Genomic DNA, 18,983 nt, shown 5'->3' with positions numbered 1-18,983 from the left:
TTTATGAGTAGTGGTATTTATATCGTTGCCAATGACCGCGTTATCGATAATGCTATTGCTCTGCTCAATAGCATTCGTTACTATGACCCAGAAGTTACCATTTATCTCATACCTTTTAATGACAATTATCACAAGGTAGCAGAACAGCTTGCTACCTTACACAACGTCCAAATTTTCCCAGATTTAGAACTTATTGATACATTTACCAAACGCATCGGCGAAATTTTTGACCGAGATTTCCTCGCCTTACCCAACAAAATGCGTAAACTGGTAGCGTGGTTTGGACCTTTAGATGAATTTATTTATATTGATACGGATATTGTCGTTTTTGAAAAAATTGCCGATAATTTGGACAAACTTTCAGAAGTCGATTTCTTCTGCTGTGATTACCATTATGCTAATGAAAAGCTGCGAAACATTTTTTCCCCATTTGTGAAAGAGCAGCAAATTTTTTCCGATGCCCAACTTCAAGATGTTTTCAACAGCGGTTTTTGGGCTTCGAGAAAAGGAATTATTACCGAACAACAAATGGATGAAGCTTTACGCGAGTGTGCAGCACATCGCGAATATTTCGATTTTTCTCAAGGAGTTACAGACCAACCAATTTTAAATTATCTTGTTCTCAAACTAATTTCCAAACGTGGAAATCTCGTTAAAATTCCTGGGGGAGGGCCTGGTAGTTGGGCCGGTTCGCGAAATTTCCAACAGCAAGATTACGCCCTGTATGACCGAGGACAACGACTCAAATATCTCCACTGGGCTGGTACGCGGATGAAAACTGGTAGTCCCTATTGGCAATTGTGGGAACACTATCGCTATTTGCATGAGGGTAAATTTGCCTTCATTCCCAAACTGACTCGCCGTTTATTTCCCTTTGTTTCTGCGCGTACTTAATATTAGGAGTATCCCAATGATTGATGGTATTTATATCCTAGCCAATGATGTTGTCTATGACCAATTAGTGGCGTTGCTCAATAGTATGGAAGCTAATGCTGGTAGGAAAATTCCTATTTGTATAATTCCATATAATGAGCAGTTAGAGAAAGTAAAAGTAGAGATTGCGTCTAGAGATAATGTGACGCTATTTGAGGACTCTGTATCCATAGCTTACTGGGATAACTTTGCAGCCCAAGTCTGGAAAAATCACTCAAGGGCACAAAAAACTTGGCGAAAATGGGGGCTTCCAGAACTTTATCGTCTACCAATGCATCGTAAGCTTTGTGGTTTAGATGGTCCCTTTGATAAATTTATTTATTTTGATGCAGATACGCTTCTTATGGGGCCTATAGACTATATATATGAAAAATTAGATAAATATGATTGGGTAACAAATGATTTTCAATATAAATCTGAATTGAAATATATTTTTGATGGCTCACCAGAACTTATACAGCAAATTTTTGACCAAGAAAAATTGCATTCTCATATATTTTGTGCAGGTTGGTTTGCAACTAAAAAACATATTTTTTCTCAAGCTACATTAGCAAACCTACTCGACAAATTACAGACTAGTGAAGCTGATGTCATGGCTCTTGGAGGTCCTGACCAATCTTTATTTAACTACATGGTATTGAGAAGTGTAATTTCCTATTATAACTTTGCTTTTCATGACTGCGAACAGGCAACTGGCAACCATTGGAGTTCTCAATTTGATGTGGTAGATAACATCCTTTACGACCAAGGACGGCGGCTGACATATCTGCACTATATGAGTATAAGTTCACCGCACTTTACTCAACTTTGTGCTGGTGAAGATGTCGAGATTCCATATCGAGATACATTTTTGCATTATAGATATTTAAACTCACCAGAACAAAGGCCCAAAAGCTTTAGGCGTCAGAGTCCGCTAATGCGTCTGCAAAAGACTACTACAAGTTTTTTCAATCAAAAAGTCAACAATATTAGGCTTAACTATCGTAATTTAAAGGATAAAATGACTAAGTAATTAAGCAAAAGTAGACTAAAATTTTGTTTAATTTCTAGCTTATCTATTGCCTAATTATCGATAATAAAGGTAATTTGAACGCAATTAAATTAAAGCCCCGTAAACGTTTGAGCAATTGGATTCTCCCAAAGTGACAAAAGAGGGCTAATAAGTCCAGTTTTGCTTGGTCTGCAAACTATAGGTTCCATCTTTCACATTCACCCGCTCAGGAATCAGATTTAAATCTCTAAATATATTTGCCTGATGCTGTAGAGCATCAAGCGATTGGTCGTCAATCGGAATGATGGCGCGTTCGCCGCTATGTTTCTGTAAAATTTCTACGATGGATGGATCAATTTCATGGTGTTTAGCCAATCGTTGAACGGCTTCTAATTCCTGTTTCTTAGCCCAAGTTCCAGCTTCGTTTACCTCTTCTAAAATCACCTTAAGCAAGTCTGGATAGTCGCGTACCAGTTCTGGAATCGCGTAGTAATAAGTGGGAACTTCCACGGAGGTTTTGTCACCAAATATGCTTTCTAGGTCTGTAATCGATCGCCCTGGGTAAGCGCTTCGGGCAAGAGTTGCTGTGTAGGGAACCCAAATCACCCAAGCATCGATTTCACCCCGGCAAAATTGGGGCAGCGCCTCCGGTTGTGTCAGATAAACTGGCTCGATGTCACTAAAATCTAGACCGACTTTTGCCAGCGATCGCACAAGTATATAATGTGCGCTTGAGCCTTTGTCAAAAGCGATCTTTTTGCCCTTCAGGTCTGCTAGTGTCTGAATCGGCGAATCTTCTGGCACTAGAATCGCTTGACCTTTGGGAGCGGTATATTTTTCTTTCGCCACCCGCACAAATACATGATCCGCCGCTTGAGAGAAAATGCTGGCTGTGCCACCACCCCCGCAGAAGTCAATCGTCCCGTTGCTAAGTGCTTCTATCAGAGAAGAGGCTGATAAAAAGCTTGTCCAGGTGACAATCAGCCCATAAGGTCGCAAACGTGTTTCCAACAAGCCTTGAGTACGGAGAACTTCCAGATTTGTCATCCCCTCTGGATATCCAATTTTGAGTTGCTTCAGCCGCCGCGCCTGCTCTGCTAAGGGCGTGTTGCTAGATTGAGCAGAACGCTGAGAAAACCAGCGATCCAAAATTACACAGAAAATTATCCCCCCCATAAACAGTCCCACAGTTTCCAGTAACTGGATTGTGGATCTTTTGGATAGTTGGAACTGATTACCAGATTCAGAAGCAGCAACAGCATGACCATCAAAAACTAAAGGCAAGACCAAAACCGAGACAAGTCCGATGCAAAATCGAACTACAAAACTGTAGGTAGCCGATCTACGAGTGGCTGATCTGAGCGACCGTAAGATATTTTGACCTGTGCATCTAGGCAGAAGGTCAATCAAACGGCTAATCATAATGACTCCTTTGATAAATTAGGTAATGCAAATGCCGGATGAATTGGGGATGGGGGAAAAAGTCAAAGCACCGCTTGACATATATAAACTACCAAACTTGCTCCCTTGTTACACCCAATATGCGATACTCACATTATCATATCGATATTGTGGTAATTCTCTACAAAGGTTGAGCGATCGCTAGTTTTGGCCATCAGATAGGTGTTGAATGAGGAATGGTGATGGATTGGTTAATTGCAACAATTAAGATTGGGGTAGCTACGGCTGTGGCAACAACATTTGATGACAATATTTATTTGACTGCCTTCTTCAGTGAGGTCAATCGGACTTTCCGTCCTCAACATGTTGTAGTTGGTGAGATTCTAGGGTTCACGGCATTAGTAATAGTAAGTTTACTTGGTTTCTTACTGGGTCTAGCAATTCCATCAACTTGGACTGGTCTACTGGGGATTCTGCCGATACTTATTGGCTTGAACAATCTGCTCAACCTGAATAAGGATGATTCAGTTGAAGATAAATCAGCTAATCTGAAAAGAAACTCGAAATTTCATGGATTTGATTCCAGAAAGCGATCGCTCTGGGACGTAATCCGCGATCCGCAGACCTATCGCGTCTCCTCGGTAACAATTGCCAACGGCGGCAACAATCTTGGCATCTATATCCCCCTGTTTGCCACTAGCTCAATCCAAAATCTTACTGTGATCGTACCAGTTTGCTATTTCATTATTTTTTGCTGGCTGTTTATGTCCTATAATCTGACTCGTTTACCTGGTATCGCTTTGATACTCAGCCGTTATGCTAGCAAGATTTTCCCCTTCGTTCTGATGTGGCTGGGTTTCAGAATTCTGGTAGACAGCGAATCTTATCGTATTTTTCTCCCCAAAACTTGACAGGTTTTAAGGTGGTAAATTTTCATGCAAGAAGTACATAGCTCTACGAAAGTTAATTCAAGAGTTTAAAAGCCCAACCAGCCGATTAGTAAGATTGTTTCGCAACGGTCGAGACAATTGGAAAGAGAGAGCTTTGGAAAAAAAGAAAAAACTTAGAGCATTAGAAATAAAAGTTCGTCACTCAAACTTACTCTAACGGAGTGCGTCTAACTAAAAAGGCCATCCAAGAAATTGAAAATCAAATCGAACGCTTAACTAATTTTAACCAAGAGAATTTACCAAATTTAAGCAAGTTATTTATTGATATCTATTGTGGAGTAACGTAATTTCCAAAAAGTTAAAAGCGCAAAAATAGTCGATAGCAATTCTGCTCGCTGCACTCAATAGTTTTTGAGCGCAGACATTTATCTTGAATATTTAATGGGAATAAAGCGGTTGCCGTCGACAACCGCTTTATTCCCATTAAAATAATTATTATTTTTATTGACTGTATATTTTATTCTCTGGAAGTCCCTTAAGAAAAAGAATCTAAATCTAAAGATTGCATACCTTCGCGTTGTATAAAGGTCATCATACTTCCCAACTGCAACCAAACTAGCAAACAAGTAAATAGACTAATTGGTAGACCGACTCCTAAAGCCAAGGATGAGGGAAAGCCAAATATCTCTAAGCCTGAAGACATAAATAGACAAGTACCGCCTGTTATGCCGATAAATGGTACAAGTAATTGTTTCAGTGAGGAACGTGGCTGAGTATTTTCTGCTTGTTCGCTTGGCCAGTTCTGCACAATTACTTTCAAAGTACCAGATAATGCTAAACCAGATGTTAATGCTATCAAAAAGCCAACAAGTAAGAGAAAGTAAGGCGGTTGCTCAGGAAAATAATACATGAAAACTCCTAATTTATATTAAAGATTTTTACTTTTTATTTGTTGACTGGTTCTCAGCAAAAGACCCAAGTAATGTCGCTTTTGGCAGGATAGCGGCTGCCCCTTCTCTGGATAACTCTGTTAAAATCCCGATCGCTACATTTAATAAACGATCTGGTTTTAAGTCATCTTTAACTAGGTTCCACAGGCGTTGCACATCTTCGGTGTGTAGGCGGTCATCTTCGGTAAGAGCAAGCACCAACTGTCGCCGGAGAAATTTGCCTTCTTCCGATATTAAGTATTGGAACCCCATCTGCGCTGTGGGCAATACATCAAAGTTGTTATCGGTACGAGCGATCGCAATCAAATTCTCTAACCGCTGCCACTGAAATTTACCATCTTTGAACAACACATTCAATAATCGTCGTCGTAATTCTGGCGATTCCCCTGTCAGCAACCGGCGCGCTATATACGGATAACCCACTTCAACAATTTTAAAATCGGGGTTAAGGCTAAGAGCAATACCTTCTTGGGTAACTAGAGAACGAATAATCAAAGCAAACTTTGCCGGAACTCGGAAAGGATATTCGTACATCAGTTCCGAAAATTCATCGGTAATAGTTTTGAAGTTAAAATCTTTGACATTTTTGCCAATCGCGTTTCCTAGCACCGCTTCTAGTGCTGGCACTATCGGGCAAATATTCGTATCTGGAGTCAGAAACCCTAATTTTACAAAGTCTTCGGCTAAGTCGGTGTAGTCTTTATTCACCAAATGCACTAGCGCATCTACCAGCGTTTCTTTGGTGCTTTCTTCCAACTGATCCATCATACCGAAGTCAATATAAGCCATACGACCATCGGGTACAGCAAACAAATTGCCGGGATGAGGGTCAGCATGGAAGAAGCCATATTCTAAAAGCTGTTGCAATCCCGATGTTACACCAATTTGGATAATCGCTTCTGGGTCTACACCTGCTTCGCGGATGCGTTGAGTATCCGTCAGCTTGAAGCCATCAATCCATTCCAGGGTTAAAACGTGGGTATTGGTATAACGCCAATAAATGCCTGGAACTTTTACTTGTGGGTCATTGTGGAAGTTGCTAGCAAATTTCTCGGCGTTGCGGCCTTCATTAATATAGTCAATTTCTTCAAATAACTTCGTGCCAAACTCGTCCACAATTAAAGTGAGATCGTGACCGAGATTTAAAGGCAACCAAGGAGCTAGCCAACCGGCTGCCCAACGCATCAGATATAGGTCGCGTGTAATTACCGGGTGTAAGTTAGGGCGTTGCACTTTCACTGCTACTTCTTCGCCGCTAATCAAACGACCTCGGTACACTTGACCCAAGCTAGCAGCTGCGACTGGATGAGGTGACAGTTCGCTAAAACTTTCGTGAATTGGACGGCCTAGTTCACTTTCGATAATCTGGTAAGCGATCGCATTATCGAAAGGTGGTAACTGGTCTTGTAACTTTATCAGTTCTTCTAAAAAATCTTTGCGTATCAGGTCAGGCCTTGTGGAGAGGGCTTGACCAACTTTAATAAAAGTCGGGCCGAGGCGGGTGAGCAGTTCTCGCAACTGGATAGCTCGTTTACCCTTGTTCTGCTCAACTTTATCTTGCCACTCGTCCCACTTCAGACCGAATATAAATCCTGCAAAGGAGGAGATAATTCTCAGCACTCGCCCCCAGGCTAGCCAAGGACGGTAACTATAGTAGCGAGCGATCGCATCTGGATTATAGAGTTTTAGTTGAGCAGGTTGATACTGACCCACGCCTTTTTTTGCCTCTTCAACTGAAAAATTTACAATGATTGTTTTTCTCCTGACCTACAAGTTAGTTGTAAGTTGCAGGATAGCGGTAGTCTTCTGTCTAAAACAACTAGAACTCTACCCTTTGGGGTAGCGATCGAGGCGATTTTAGCGTCTGTTACTGCCTAGATTTGTTTATCTTTTTCTTAATTATACTTTATAAAACTACAACTACCTATCCAAGTTTTAGATGATTTTATCTTTTCTTAACTTTAATTTATATAAATAAAAATATAAATATGTATTTATATATGCAAATTGAAACTCAGTAACCGCTTTCAACATAAAGATCCCCAACTCACAACATAAGTCGGGGATCTTGGTACTATGTTTATTTATCCCTGTGATTTAAGTGGAAAATAAAATTACAGCATCAACTAAAACCTTGGTAATTGGTAATAGCTTTGCCACTATTACCAATTATCTACTTTTAATGATCGTGTAATGCTATTTAGATTTGGCCTCCAAGTTTTCTAAACGGCTTCTCAATTCCTGGTTTTGTTGTTTGAGTTGGTCGAAATCCTCACGCAGTTGACGCAGAGTTTTTTCCGAACCAATGTTCTTTTGCACCTTGGAAATTTCTTCTTCAGCAGAACGACGTACACGCCCATCAGCTGTTTGTTCAGCTAGCGATCGCAAAATTCCCACTGCTTTGGGTGTTTCCATTTGCCCTAATGCTGCTGCTACCGACACTTGCGTTAAAAAGAAGCTTTCTTTGGCTAGTTCTGTTAATTTTTCTAAAATCCGTTCCAAATTAGCCGGACTTTGACCGACAGAAATCTTTCCTAAAGCGCGAATTGTGGCTAAACGTAGGGGTTGTGGCACACCGAGTTTGGTGTATTCGATCAGTAGATTTAAGGCTGCTTCCGAGGTTTTGAATTCAGCTAAACCAGCGATCGCACCACTCCGCACGACTTCATTCCAACCCGCCTTTTCTTCTAAAACGCCTTTCAGCAGCTTTAATACCTTGTCTTCCTTGGGTTTTTCTTCCAAGTTTGATGAGGCGATCGCCCCGATTACACGAGAAGCTGCTGCTTCCACGTAGTAGCTGGGATCGCCTTTTTGCAACAGCCCTTTCACAACTTTATAGCTTTCAGCAGTTTTGATTTGAGTAAGTGCTTCCACTACAGCTCGTCGCACGCAAGCATTTTTATCTTTTAACCCAGGAATTAAGCCATCAAAGGCTTGATCTAAATTGATTTGGGCTAGTTGTTTCGCCACTTCCACGCGCACACCCCATAATGGGTCATTTTCTAGCGATGCAGACAGTGCAATGATCGCTTCTAACCCACCTTTTTTCGCCAAAGCTGCTGCTGCATAACTACGCGAAATCGGGTCGGGATCGAATTCTAACTGTGCTTTTAACTCCGCGATTGGATATTCTAAAGTTACTGTTTTTAGGTAATTATTTCCAACATCAAAGCTAATAAATTGGGGCTTATTTTCTAGGGGAAAGTAGAAGCTTTGTTCGCGTTCATTCACGCGGACGGTGAAAGTTTTGAGTGCTGAGAATGAAGTGCTGAGTTTTCCGTTACTCCTCACTTTTTCTTGTTGCGTATAGCCAAAACCAATAGGTATTTTTAAATCAAACAAATCCTTAGTGCCATTTTTACCTTCATCAGCTTGGGTTTGAGTGACTGTAATTTTTGCTAAATTAGCATCTCCATCCCAAGAGTAAGCTACTTTAAAATCGGGATGACCACCACGATAAACGTATTGGTCAAACAGGAACAAAAGATTACGTCCGGTTGCCTTTTCAATCGCCCTGAGTAAGTCTACTGTTTCTACAGTTTTGTGGGCATTATCTTGGACAAATGTTTGAATTGCTTGCCAAAACAACTCATCTCCCAATTGGGCCCGAATCATGTGATATACACAAGATCCTTTTTCGTAGATGTGGCGATCGTAAAGTTCAATAGCTTCTCGGTAAACGTGCGTTACCATTGGACGGCGATAACGGCTGCTATCTTCACTTAAGTAACGACGAGCTTCTAATAAACGATAGTAAGCTGCTTCTTCTAGACTATATTCTTGTTCTGTCCACATCACCTCAGAGTAAGAAGCCATCCCTTCTTTAATCCAAGCATGAGACCAATGCTTAATCACCACCAAATCACCAAACCACTGGTGCGCGAGTTCGTGAACGACTAAAGCTTCGGTGTTGCGGTTATCTAAGGCGGCACGTTCATCCAGCAAACATCTATCTGTTAACAGTGTTGTGGAGGTATTTTCCATACCGCCAAAAATGAAGTCATCGACGCAAACTTGGGCATATTTCGGAAAAGGATATGGATAACCATACTTTTGGCTCAAAAATTCGATCATTCGGGGAGTTTTTTCCATGCTGCGTTTAGCATCTTCCTCCCGTCCCTTTTCTACATAGTAGGTGACAGCTTTACCGTTCCACTCATCTCGAATTTCAGCAAAATCACCTACTGCTAAAGTCATCAAGTAGGTAGGATGAACTTGTTGCTGTAACCAATGATAGACTTTATAATCACCATCTTCTGTGGTGTCGATTAATTCGCCATTGGAAATCGCCACGAGAGGGTTGGGAACGCGGACGCGAATTTCCGAAGTAGACAGTTGTCCTGGATAGTCAAAGCAGGGGAACCAAAAGCGAGAGTCTTCGTCTTCACCTTGAGTCCAGACTTGAGTAGGCTTGTTTGGGTAGTGCTTATCTGGTTGAATAAAATAAATACCGCGTTGCGGTTTTGCCACTGAGTAGGCGATCGCAATCAGCAAGCGTTGACCAATCTGGGTTGCCTGAGAAAGTTGAATAGAAAGCTGTTCCCCGTCATAGTCAAAATTTTGTGGCACTTCGTCCACCTGCACAGACTCGATATTTAGGTTGACAGCATCCAAAGTCAAACGATCAATACCATTACGGATTGGCAAGAGGCGAATGCTACAACTGCCCTGATAGCTTTGTTTGGGAATATCCAAACTGAGATCGAGAAAAATATGCTCTACCTGTCCGGGGCGATCCGGGTTGTAGTGTGGTCTTGCTCCCGGTAACTCAAAAGGTTTGTGTCCGTTATTATCTGTATCAAAATAAGACTGCGACATTGATGCTTACTGACCTTGTAATCCTGAAAAGTCTGGCTTGGTTGGATGTAGTTAAGTAAAATAGCGGTTTTTGATGTATTTCCCAAATCAACAGGGCATTATGGAGGTGAGAACTCCCTTTTGGGATTGGGGGATTGAAATTAATCTCACCCGAACTTCCGCTACCGATGCTGGAATTTTTTTCCATATCCCTGCTGCATTTATTTTTCCTGATGTTCTGCACTTTTTTGGCATTGAGTCAAGAGTCTCTTGTCCCTCTATATATTCTCATTAAGTACAAATACTCCTAATTATTTTTATAACTTAGGATAGCTTGCTGCTAAACACGCTACTTTGTTTAAAATGAACAGCATATCATTTGCAAATTCGCTCCTCATCTGATTGAAGTATTTTTGAGAGTAATTTTAGACCGCTAATTTATAGGATTACTAATTTTATCAGTAAATACCAACTGGAGTTGAAACTAAATGTAGGATACCAGTTGCGTAAGAGTAAAATAATTGATTTTTGTCTCCGTAAAAACTCCCATACTGGCGAGTGCCTGTAAAAGTCGCTCAGAGAGTACGCTTGTAGATTGATTTTGCGCTTCCCAAATCTTCTTAACTTCTTTAACAAATCAGCGGGCGATCGCTAGCTTGTTTGCTGCATAGATGGACTGTGAGATCCAAGTGCTATAGCAATTTGAAATCATTCGTAAACAATGAGATTCTCAACTTCATAAGAGTTGTCGGGAATCTTACCCTTGCAATTTTTACAAATCAGATAGGATTGCTATGTATTTAATTTGCAAAAACCCATTTGTAGTGAACAATCACTTTTAAGTTGGATCTTTGCTGATTGAGACATCACGTTTAACTGAGAATCTTTATGATTAATATCTGATTAATAATGGATGTCAAAAGCAATAATTTTCTGCAAATAGGAGGTAGATGTGCAGCTTGTCAATGAGCGTGCTGCTGAATCCTTTTGTCATGGGTTAGTCTAGCGATGGATTAGCGGAAATTATTATAAATCCGAAAACTCTACAGTGACACTTGTATAAATCTCGGTGACAATCTGAGCAAAAGAGGATAACAAAATGCCTGAAAGTAAATCAAAATTTCTCATTCCTGCTATTGGTGCTGCTGTCGTTGTCGCAGGAAGTATAGCGGCTTATACGTACTTTAAAGGCTCACCAGGAGGTAGTTCAGATGCTTTAGGCAGTGCTAAAGTAGTACCTTCAACAGCACTGATGGCAACTTACATTACTACTGACTCTGAAGCCTGGGCAAAGTTACAGCAGTTTGGCACTCCAGAAGCACAAAAGTTAGTGGCAAAAGGTCTGGAAGATTTCAATAAGCAAATTTTCAGTGACAGTAACGTTTCTTATGAAAAAGACATAAAACCTTGGGCTGGTGGTGTGATGATTGCTGTATTGCCACCAAATCCCGTCAAACCAGCACAGTTAAAGGTACTCTCTGGGACAACTAATATACCAACAAATTTACAGCAGGAATCAAATATCCTGATAGTGGTGGGAATCAAGGACAAACTCAGTGCGTTAAATTTTGCAAATAAATTGAAGTCACAAAAAGGGGTGAAACTACAGGAATCTGACTATCAAGGTCAAAAAATTATCGAAACTACACAAAATGGCAAGCCGACGTATAGCGTAGTTTTAAATGATAGTCAGTTGGTATTAGCCCCCGAAAAGCAGGCTGTAGAAAAAGCAATTGACACCTTTAAGGGACAGTCTTCTTTTGCCAATAAAGAAGGTGCTAGTAGCATTCTTAAAGGAGTGGATGTTAAAAACAGCCTCGCCCAAATTTATGTACCAGACTATGCCGGAATGATACAGCAATTAACCGCTGGAAATCCACAGGCAAAGCAGTTACCGCCACAAACCCTGACGCAACTGAAGCAGATAAAATCTGTGGTAGCGGGTGTTGGTGTTGATGATGCGGGAGTGCGGGTAAAAGCGATCGCTAATTTAGATCCGCAATTAAATAAATTTCAGTATCAATCAAGTCCTGGGAATATAGTCGGGCAATTTCCTGCTGATACCTTTGCCCTGATTAGCGGAAATGGCATCAGCCGTGGTTGGGAAGTGCTAGTAGAGCAGTCAAAAGATTATCCAGAAATGAAGCAAGCCCTAGAACAAGCGCGAGGACAACTGAAATTCGCCAATCTAGACTTAGATAAGGATATTTTTGGCTGGATGAATGGGGAATTCGCCTTTGGTGCGATTCCATCAAATCAAGGAGTATTAGCGAGTGTTGGTTTTGGAGGTGCTTTAGTATTTGATACTAGCGATCGCAAAACTGCCGAAGCCACCTTGACAAAATTGGATACCCTTGCCAAAACCCAACAAATCAACGTCGCCAACAGAAATATCGGTGGTAAAGACGTAACTGAATGGCAAATTCCCCGACAAGGAGCTTTATTAGCACATGGTTGGCTAGACCAAGATACTGTATTTGTAGCTCTTGGTGGCCCAATTGCTGACGCAGTTAGCGATCGCAAGAATCCATCTCTCGACACTAGCGACGCTTTCAAAGCCGTGACTGGTTCTTTGCAAAAGCCCAACGGCGGCTATTTCTACCTAGATATGGATAAAACTAAAACTGTGCCCCTGATCAATAGTTTTGTTTCATCTAATGCTGATACCATCACCATTTTGAATTCCATTCGTGGTGTTGGTTTTACCGCTATTAGCCCTGATAAATCCACCAGTGAATTAGAGATGTTATTAGCTCTTAAGCCTAGTGCAAAGTAGGGCATTAAAGTAGGGTATTAGGCATGGAGTATGGGGATTGAATATTTCTCCCTCACTTCCTCATCTCCCACCCTACGGGAAGTTAAACCTACATCTCCCTCAGCCTTTTTCTTCTCTACGAGACACTGCGCGTAGCTTGCTTACCTGTAAGGGTACAATTTTGAATTTTGAATTTTGAATTGATTTCTCCCTCATTTCCCCTCCCTACTCACAAAACTTGATTATTCCGAGATTCCAAGTTTTGGTTCAGCCTATCCAACGCGCCAGTCAATCTTTCTTGGGCTACAAGGTTAGGATCTGGTAGGGGTTCATCGGCTACTTCTTCTTGTTTCTTGAATTTTTGTAAGGCTCGAATTGCCACAAATAAAACTAAGGCAATGATTACAAAGTCAACTATTGCGCCAAGAAAGTGACCAATCTTGATTCCCGGGCCAATGGCGATTGTTCTCCAGTCTTTGCCAGCAAAACTAACCAAGGGATTAATCAATGGCATGATTACATCTTCAACAAAGGAAGTGACAATCTTGCCAAAAGCACCACCAATGATGACAGCGATCGCCAAGTCAACTACATTGCCTTTAAGGGCAAATTCTTGGAAATCTTTTAAAAAGCCACTTGCTCTTCTTCTTGCTCTGGCCATATTTGACTTCAATAAGCTGAACTTACTGTACTTTTGTTTATAAATGACACTCAGTTTTTTGCCATTCTTGTTGAGACAAATATTGCTAAATATCAAAATTTTACCAGTCTTGAATAAAATTCTCTGATAAATACAAAATGTAAACCAGTATCATTTAAATCTTCTCAGAAGTTTGCTGCTCTGCAAATGTCAACCTTCTATAATATTTGTTGCTTGGGGCAAGCCAAAGGAGGCAGACTGCCGTTATACAATTCAATTCATTTCTAGACTGCCGTCCAGCAATTATGTCATAAGTAGAAAAGGCTGTTAAATGCAAACTAATTTATGACTGCTGCTGTAAACACTAATCCTGGTTTAGCTTCTCGCTTGGTAAATGGCATACTGGCAATCCAGCCTTTAGCTAACCTAGCCAAGCATCAAGCTAGACAAATGATGATTAAACGTGCCGAGAGAATTGGTGTGCCTTGGACGCAAGAAGTCGAAACATTACAAGCGCGTGATTGGAAGGACGATCTCGCTCAAGTACAAAATCCTCAGCTTTCCTACCCCGATTACTACGTCACCTCATTCCATGCCTACGAAACCGGAAATCTCAGTTGGCAAGCCGCTTTTGAGGTAGAACCTGCTGCTTACGCTGTCCACGCTAAGATTTGGCAGAGCGCTGAAGAAGCACAAGGCGATCCGATGCTGCGCCAAAGCTACCACAATATCCTGAAAAGTCAAATTCCCAATGAGCCGCAAGACATCTTGGATGTAGGATGTAGTGTTGGCTTGAGTAGTTTTGCCCTACAAGAAATTTATCCCCATACCAAAATTACAGGCTTAGACTTATCTCCCTACTTTTTAGCCGTCGCCAATTACCGCGCTGGGCAACGTCAAGCTAAAATTAACTGGCTTCATGCCCAAGCTGAATCTACTGGGCTACCTGATGCCTCGTTTGATTTAGTTTCCATTTTCCTGATGTGCCACGAATTACCCCAGTCAGCAACCCGACAGATTTTAGCTGAAATGCGGCGCGTGTTGCGTCCGGGTGGCTACTTGGCAATCATGGATATGAATCCCAAATCTGAAGTTTACAAGAAAATGCCAGCCTACATTTTGACTTTGCTCAAAAGTACTGAACCGTATTTAGATGAATATTTTGCTTTGGACATTGAGCAAGCTATTGTTGAGGCGGGTTTCCAAACTCCTACTATCACCAACAATACTCACCGTCACCGTACAGCGATCGCTCAGGTGAGTGGTTGATTTATCTCTACTGTTGTGGGCAGCAATACCACCCTTACTGCTGCTAGGCTACTACTACTGTCGGATGCCATTTGCCCCACCTCTGTTAAAGTTACTGATGTTCTTTATCATTGGGGCAATATCTGGTTTTTTAGCCCTTAGACTGGAATGGGATTTTGAAAATGTAGCGAACTCTTTTGTAGGCTGGCATCAGATTAAGCGATGTCTGGCGACAAGCCACTTCGCGTCTACGCTTCCTGGTATAGCCTTGCGACAGCTTGTGGAAATAGGCCCAATTGAAGAAGGCTGCAAGTTGGCTGCGGTTGTTATCCCAACTTACTATCTGCAACGCAAGTATCGATTACTTCACTCTACGGTTTTCCTCTTCGCGATCGCCGTTTCCCTTGGATTCACTGCCGAAGAGAACTGGATTTACTTTTTCCACGGTACAGCATCAGTTTTTGAACGTACTATCGGCACGCCAGTCCATGCTATGTTCTCTGCACCTTGGGGATATGCATTAGGAATGTATATTTCTTCTAAAAATCGCTTAAATCGAGATAAAAAGTTTATTTTTAGGGCTTGGCTAAATTCTGTCATCTGTCATGCCCTAGTTAATGTCTTATCTACTGCTTGGGGTTACTCATTACCCTTACGTTTCCTAAGTTACGGTTTATTTCCGTTTCTGTTGTGGATGTTTTGGCGGCTGGAACAATTACTACGAAAAGTTCAAGGTAAACCTGTAATTACCCTGATTTCAGACCGTACAATCCAGCGCCGTTACTGGCAGAGGAGTTTAGTACTGTTTGCCCTCGTGCTGGGTGGAAATGCTATTTTTGGGCTGTTTCTCTTAGTCAGGACTGTTAGTCCTTTGAGTCCATCGAAGCTTTTTGACACTTATATCTTGTGGTTTATATTTAGTCGCTTTTTACTAAATCTCTTTTTTGGAGTTTTAGCGTGGAGCATTTATCGCTATTTGCGACATTCCGCCCGTCGTCGGTATTTTTAAAATATGATTTAGGAAAAGGCTAGGGGGTTTCTATGCAAACAACTCCAGTGCGTTGGACGACTGCTGACCTAGAGCTATTTGCTGGCGATCGCAGAAATCGCTATGAGATTATTGATGGAGAACTATTTGTAACTAAAGCGCCTAACTGGGATCATCAGACGAGCTGCGTCAATATTGCTACAGTTCTTAAGATTTGGTCAGATGAAACTGGTCTGGGTAAAGCTGCGATCGCACCTGGAATTATTTTCTCAGATTCTGACAATGTGATTCCTGATGTAGTGTGGGCAAGTCATGAACGCTTACAAAACTTGCTAGATGAGGCTGGACATCTCACGGGCGCACCAGAGTTAGTAGTAGAAGTTTTATCACCCGGCGAAAAAAACGAAAAACGCGACAAAGAAACAAAGCTAAAGCTGTACTCGGTGCAAGGAGTTCAAGAATATTGGATTTGCGATTCTGTACAAAAGAAAGTTGAGGTTTATCGACGCGAACAGGCTGCATTAAAGTTAGCAGCTACCTTATTCAATCAAGATGAACTGAAAAGTCCTTTGTTACCTGGTTTTAATTGCTTAGTAAGTAAACTTTTTTAGCTGGGCATGGGCATGGAGACGATCTAAATTCCCTATGTCCTATGCCTAATTTGCAATTAGCTAAACTTGTGCTAATACTGGCTGATTCGCGGATGCATTCACTGAATCAGATTCAGACTCTGTACAGTAGATTTCGCAGGAGTTATTCGGACTTTCAATCAGTTTTACTTTGTAAAGTTTAGCTCCCAATTCTTGAATAGGCGATCGCAGTAAATTACTAATGTAAAGTGCGATATTTTCAGCAGTCGGCACAACTTCGGCAAAGTAGGGAATATCTTTGTTTAAAAAGGTGTGATCGAATGGCTCTAACACATAATCTTCTACCACTTGATTCAGGGCACCTAAATCAATAATCATGCCAGTACGCGGGTCAATTTTTCCTTTGACAGTGACTTCTAGATGGTAGTTGTGTCCGTGACCGTTGGGACGAGCGCACTTACCATAAACAAGCGTGTTTTGTTCGTTACTGAGTTTAGGATGAGCTAGCCGATGGGCGGCGCTAAAGTGAGTACTGATGGTGAGGTAGGCTTCCATTGCGTTTCCCATATAATCTGCCCAAAGTTCAGGATGTTCAAATAACTGCACGCGGACTAGAGGTAAATGAGGTGCTAGCCGCTGCCAGATAATCCGTGCAATATTCTCAGTGGTAGGCAGAGTTTGTTGAAATTCTGCCCAGACATCATTGAGATAAGAGAAGTCCAATTGACTGGTAACTTCCCGTTTAATTACGTGTTTCACATCAGACAAGTTCAAAACCATGCCATATTCATCCAATTCCCCGGCTAGGGAGATGAATAAGACATAGTTATGCCCGTGTCCTGGAAATCTAGAACCAGCACCAAATTTCTCAATATTCTCGGCTTCACTCAGTTCTGGCAACCAATAACGATGACTTGCTGCAAACTGGGCGCGGCGATTAACAATGCATTGCATGAGTACACTATGAGCAGAATTTAAAATTTCTTAATCTTTTTCTGTTTACAGCATAAACTAATTCCTAAGTTATGTGTCATTAGTCATGAGTCATTTGTCATTTGTCCTTTGACATCCAGCAATATTGACCCATACTCAATAACTATGTAACAGACGCTTGTGCTTCACAGTGCAATCTCGTAGCTATGCGGAATAGTTCATGACCTGTGTGTAAATAACGCTCATCGTAGTTCAAAGGAAAGTAACCTAATTCATCGAGTCCATCTCCTACTTGATCGAGGCTGTAGTAGAGGTGAGCCGCCGTTCTTGCGAGACTGGGGGGATTTGGCAGGGAGCGAAAAGTAGTTTGTGCCTGCTTGAGGTCATCTCGACAGGTTTTTAAGTATTCCTGAAATTCATCTAATAACTCATCATCAAAGGGATCGGCGGCTAATTGCTCCATTTGTTCTTCTAAAGAATAAAGGATCGTACAAAGCAAGCGATTTACTGGTTGGTAAACTTGGCGCAGCCATTCTTCAACTTGCTCGTCAACATCCCGTCCAGTTTTTCGTCTTGTCTGGTAATGATTTTGCGCTGATGCTGTACGCTGTTGGCGATCGCTATTTAATTTTTGGGAGTCATCTTGCAGTTCTTGGTCATAATTGCGGCGATTTTGGTTGTCGCCTAAAACTTCATAAGCTGCATTGATGCGAATAATTTGCTCGCGATCGGCTGTTTCCTGATTACTGTCAGGATGAAACAACTTAACCAAGCGGCGATAAGCTTGCTTAATCTCCGCAAGGCTTGCACTTGGACTAACTTTGAGAGTTTCGTAATGGTTAGAAACGTGCTTAGAATTGACCATTAATTCAATGTATCGTTAACTGACGCTAGCGGCTAACCTTGCCTCTAAGTCTTGGAACAACGGTGTACTCAAATACCTCTCACCAAAACTGGGCTGAATCATTACAATTAAACGTCCCTGATTTTCTTGACGTTGGGCAACGCGAATTGCTGCACATAAAGCTGCTCCACTGGAAATGCCAGATAGTAGCCCTTCTTCTTTTGCCAAACGCCGACTATAAGCGATCGCTTCTTCATCAGTGACGGTAATCACCTCATCAATCAATTTTATCTTGAGAACTTGGGGAATAAACCCAGCACCAATTCCCTGGATTTTGTGGGGCCCTGGTCGTCCCCCAGATAAAACTGGGCTATTGGCTGGTTCAACTGCGATCGCCTTGGAATTAGGCTTGCGTGCTTTAATCACTTCTGCTACACCAGTGATCGTACCACCTGTACCCACTCCTGCCACAATAATATCGACTTGTCCATCGGTATCTTCCCAGATTTCAAGCGCTGTAGTTTCCCGATGCACTTTTGCATTAGCTGGATTGCGGAACTGCTGCAACATATAGGTATTTGGTGTAGTATTAACTATTTGCTGCGCTCGTTGAATTGCCCCACTCATACCTTCCATTCCTGGTGTTAGTTCCAGTTCTGCTCCGTAAGCTCGCAACATTGCCCGACGCTCTCCACTCATCGTCTCTGGCATTGTCAAAATTAATCGATAACCCTTTGCTGCTGCTGCCATTGCTAGGGCAATACCAGTGTTTCCAGAAGTGGGTTCTACCAATACTGTCTTCCCAGGAGTAATTAGCCCCTCGTCTTCAGCAGCGTTAATCATACTTACCCCAATCCGATCTTTAACTGATGCCGATGGGTTCATACTTTCCAGTTTCACTACAATTTCTGCAACACATCCTTCTGTTTGCGGAATGCGGTTCAACTGCACTAGGGGTGTACGACCGACAAGTTCTGTAATGTTACGAGCTATGTGCATAAATTAGTCCTTAATTATTAATTA

At 41.7% G+C, this 18,983-nt stretch carries 17 protein-coding genes; 9 read left to right on the top strand and 8 right to left on the bottom strand.

Annotated elements, in window-relative coordinates:
- Window positions 1–3: 3 nt before the first annotated feature.
- Together AC1F2U_RS22215 and AC1F2U_RS22210 are read left to right on the top strand one after the other, a co-directional pair.
- Window positions 4–894: an Npun_R2821/Npun_R2822 family protein gene (locus tag AC1F2U_RS22215; RefSeq protein WP_480263039.1), complete on the top strand. Its 891-nt coding sequence runs from the start codon at window positions 4–6 to the stop codon at window positions 892–894.
- 16 nt (window positions 895–910) lie between these two features.
- Window positions 911–1,945, top strand: coding sequence for an Npun_R2821/Npun_R2822 family protein (locus AC1F2U_RS22210; RefSeq protein WP_480263038.1), 1,035 nt, complete (start codon window positions 911–913; stop codon window positions 1,943–1,945).
- Window positions 1,946–2,089: 144 nt separating this feature from the next.
- Here the strand turns inward: AC1F2U_RS22210 and AC1F2U_RS22205 are convergent, their stop codons facing one another.
- The gene (locus AC1F2U_RS22205) at window positions 2,090–3,346 is read right to left on the bottom strand and encodes an aliphatic sulfonate ABC transporter substrate-binding protein (protein ID WP_480263037.1); all 1,257 of its coding nucleotides are present in this window, start codon (window positions 3,344–3,346) and stop codon (window positions 2,090–2,092) included.
- A gap of 31 nt (window positions 3,347–3,377) precedes the next feature.
- Between AC1F2U_RS22205 and AC1F2U_RS22200 the strand changes: the two genes are divergently transcribed.
- Both AC1F2U_RS22200 and AC1F2U_RS22195 read left to right on the top strand, forming a co-directional pair.
- A complete protein-coding gene (locus tag AC1F2U_RS22200; RefSeq protein ID WP_480263036.1) occupies window positions 3,378–3,530 on the top strand; it encodes a hypothetical protein in 153 nt (50 codons plus the stop codon).
- Window positions 3,531–3,567: 37 nt separating this feature from the next.
- Window positions 3,568–4,236, top strand: coding sequence for a cadmium resistance transporter (locus tag AC1F2U_RS22195; protein ID WP_480263035.1), 669 nt, complete (start codon window positions 3,568–3,570; stop codon window positions 4,234–4,236).
- A gap of 514 nt (window positions 4,237–4,750) precedes the next feature.
- Here the strand turns inward: AC1F2U_RS22195 and AC1F2U_RS22190 are convergent.
- The 3 genes from AC1F2U_RS22190 to AC1F2U_RS22180 form a co-directional block, all read right to left on the bottom strand.
- On the bottom strand, window positions 4,751–5,125 hold the full coding sequence (locus AC1F2U_RS22190) for a hypothetical protein (protein ID WP_480263034.1): 375 nt from the start codon (window positions 5,123–5,125) through the stop codon (window positions 4,751–4,753).
- Window positions 5,126–5,153: 28 nt separating this feature from the next.
- Entirely contained in the window at window positions 5,154–6,878 is a 1,725-nt protein-coding gene (locus AC1F2U_RS22185; protein WP_480263033.1) for an ABC1 kinase family protein, read from the bottom strand.
- 483 nt (window positions 6,879–7,361) lie between these two features.
- Complete coding sequence (locus AC1F2U_RS22180; protein WP_480263032.1) at window positions 7,362–9,983, bottom strand: M1 family aminopeptidase; 2,622 nt, start codon at window positions 9,981–9,983, stop codon at window positions 7,362–7,364.
- 73 nt (window positions 9,984–10,056) lie between these two features.
- Between AC1F2U_RS22180 and AC1F2U_RS22175 the strand changes: the two genes are divergently transcribed.
- Together AC1F2U_RS22175 and AC1F2U_RS22170 are read left to right on the top strand one after the other, a co-directional pair.
- Window positions 10,057–10,257, top strand: a complete 201-nt coding sequence (locus tag AC1F2U_RS22175) for a hypothetical protein (RefSeq protein WP_480263031.1) — start codon at window positions 10,057–10,059, stop codon at window positions 10,255–10,257.
- Window positions 10,258–11,061: 804 nt separating this feature from the next.
- Complete coding sequence (locus AC1F2U_RS22170) at window positions 11,062–12,738, top strand: DUF3352 domain-containing protein (RefSeq protein ID WP_480263030.1); 1,677 nt, start codon at window positions 11,062–11,064, stop codon at window positions 12,736–12,738.
- Window positions 12,739–12,946: 208 nt separating this feature from the next.
- On the opposite strand, the gene mscL is transcribed toward AC1F2U_RS22170, so the two are convergent.
- Window positions 12,947–13,378 carry a large conductance mechanosensitive channel protein MscL gene (gene mscL, locus AC1F2U_RS22165; RefSeq protein ID WP_480263029.1) on the bottom strand — a complete coding sequence of 144 codons (432 nt, stop codon included), beginning with the start codon at window positions 13,376–13,378 and terminating at the stop codon, window positions 12,947–12,949.
- A 324-nt stretch (window positions 13,379–13,702) separates the two neighbouring features.
- Between mscL and AC1F2U_RS22160 the strand changes: the two genes are divergently transcribed.
- The 3 genes from AC1F2U_RS22160 to AC1F2U_RS22150 are packed head-to-tail and all read left to right on the top strand — an operon-like array spanning window position 13,703 to window position 16,204.
- Entirely contained in the window at window positions 13,703–14,626 is a 924-nt protein-coding gene (locus AC1F2U_RS22160) for a class I SAM-dependent methyltransferase (RefSeq protein WP_480263028.1), read from the top strand.
- Window positions 14,619–15,614, top strand: a complete 996-nt coding sequence (locus tag AC1F2U_RS22155) for a PrsW family intramembrane metalloprotease (RefSeq protein ID WP_480263027.1) — start codon at window positions 14,619–14,621, stop codon at window positions 15,612–15,614. The genes AC1F2U_RS22160 and AC1F2U_RS22155 overlap by 8 nt, the downstream gene beginning before the upstream one ends.
- 32 nt (window positions 15,615–15,646) lie before the next feature.
- Window positions 15,647–16,204: a Uma2 family endonuclease gene (locus AC1F2U_RS22150; protein ID WP_480263026.1), complete on the top strand. Its 558-nt coding sequence runs from the start codon at window positions 15,647–15,649 to the stop codon at window positions 16,202–16,204.
- Window positions 16,205–16,264: 60 nt separating this feature from the next.
- Here AC1F2U_RS22150 and AC1F2U_RS22145 read toward each other — a convergent pair whose 3' ends face one another.
- The 3 genes from AC1F2U_RS22145 to cysK form a co-directional block, all read right to left on the bottom strand.
- The gene (locus AC1F2U_RS22145; RefSeq protein ID WP_480263025.1) at window positions 16,265–17,137 is read right to left on the bottom strand and encodes a 6-carboxytetrahydropterin synthase; all 873 of its coding nucleotides are present in this window, start codon (window positions 17,135–17,137) and stop codon (window positions 16,265–16,267) included.
- A 142-nt stretch (window positions 17,138–17,279) separates the two neighbouring features.
- A complete protein-coding gene (locus AC1F2U_RS22140; protein WP_480263024.1) occupies window positions 17,280–17,981 on the bottom strand; it encodes a J domain-containing protein in 702 nt (233 codons plus the stop codon).
- Window positions 17,982–17,996: 15 nt separating this feature from the next.
- Window positions 17,997–18,959, bottom strand: a complete 963-nt coding sequence (gene cysK, locus AC1F2U_RS22135) for a cysteine synthase A (RefSeq protein WP_480263023.1) — start codon at window positions 18,957–18,959, stop codon at window positions 17,997–17,999.
- Window positions 18,960–18,983: the final 24 nt, after the last annotated feature.

This window comes from Nostoc sp. LEGE 12454 (assembly GCF_056620565.1).
Note: the sequence above shows the minus strand (reverse complement) of the source record. Positions and strands in the feature narration are given on the sequence as shown.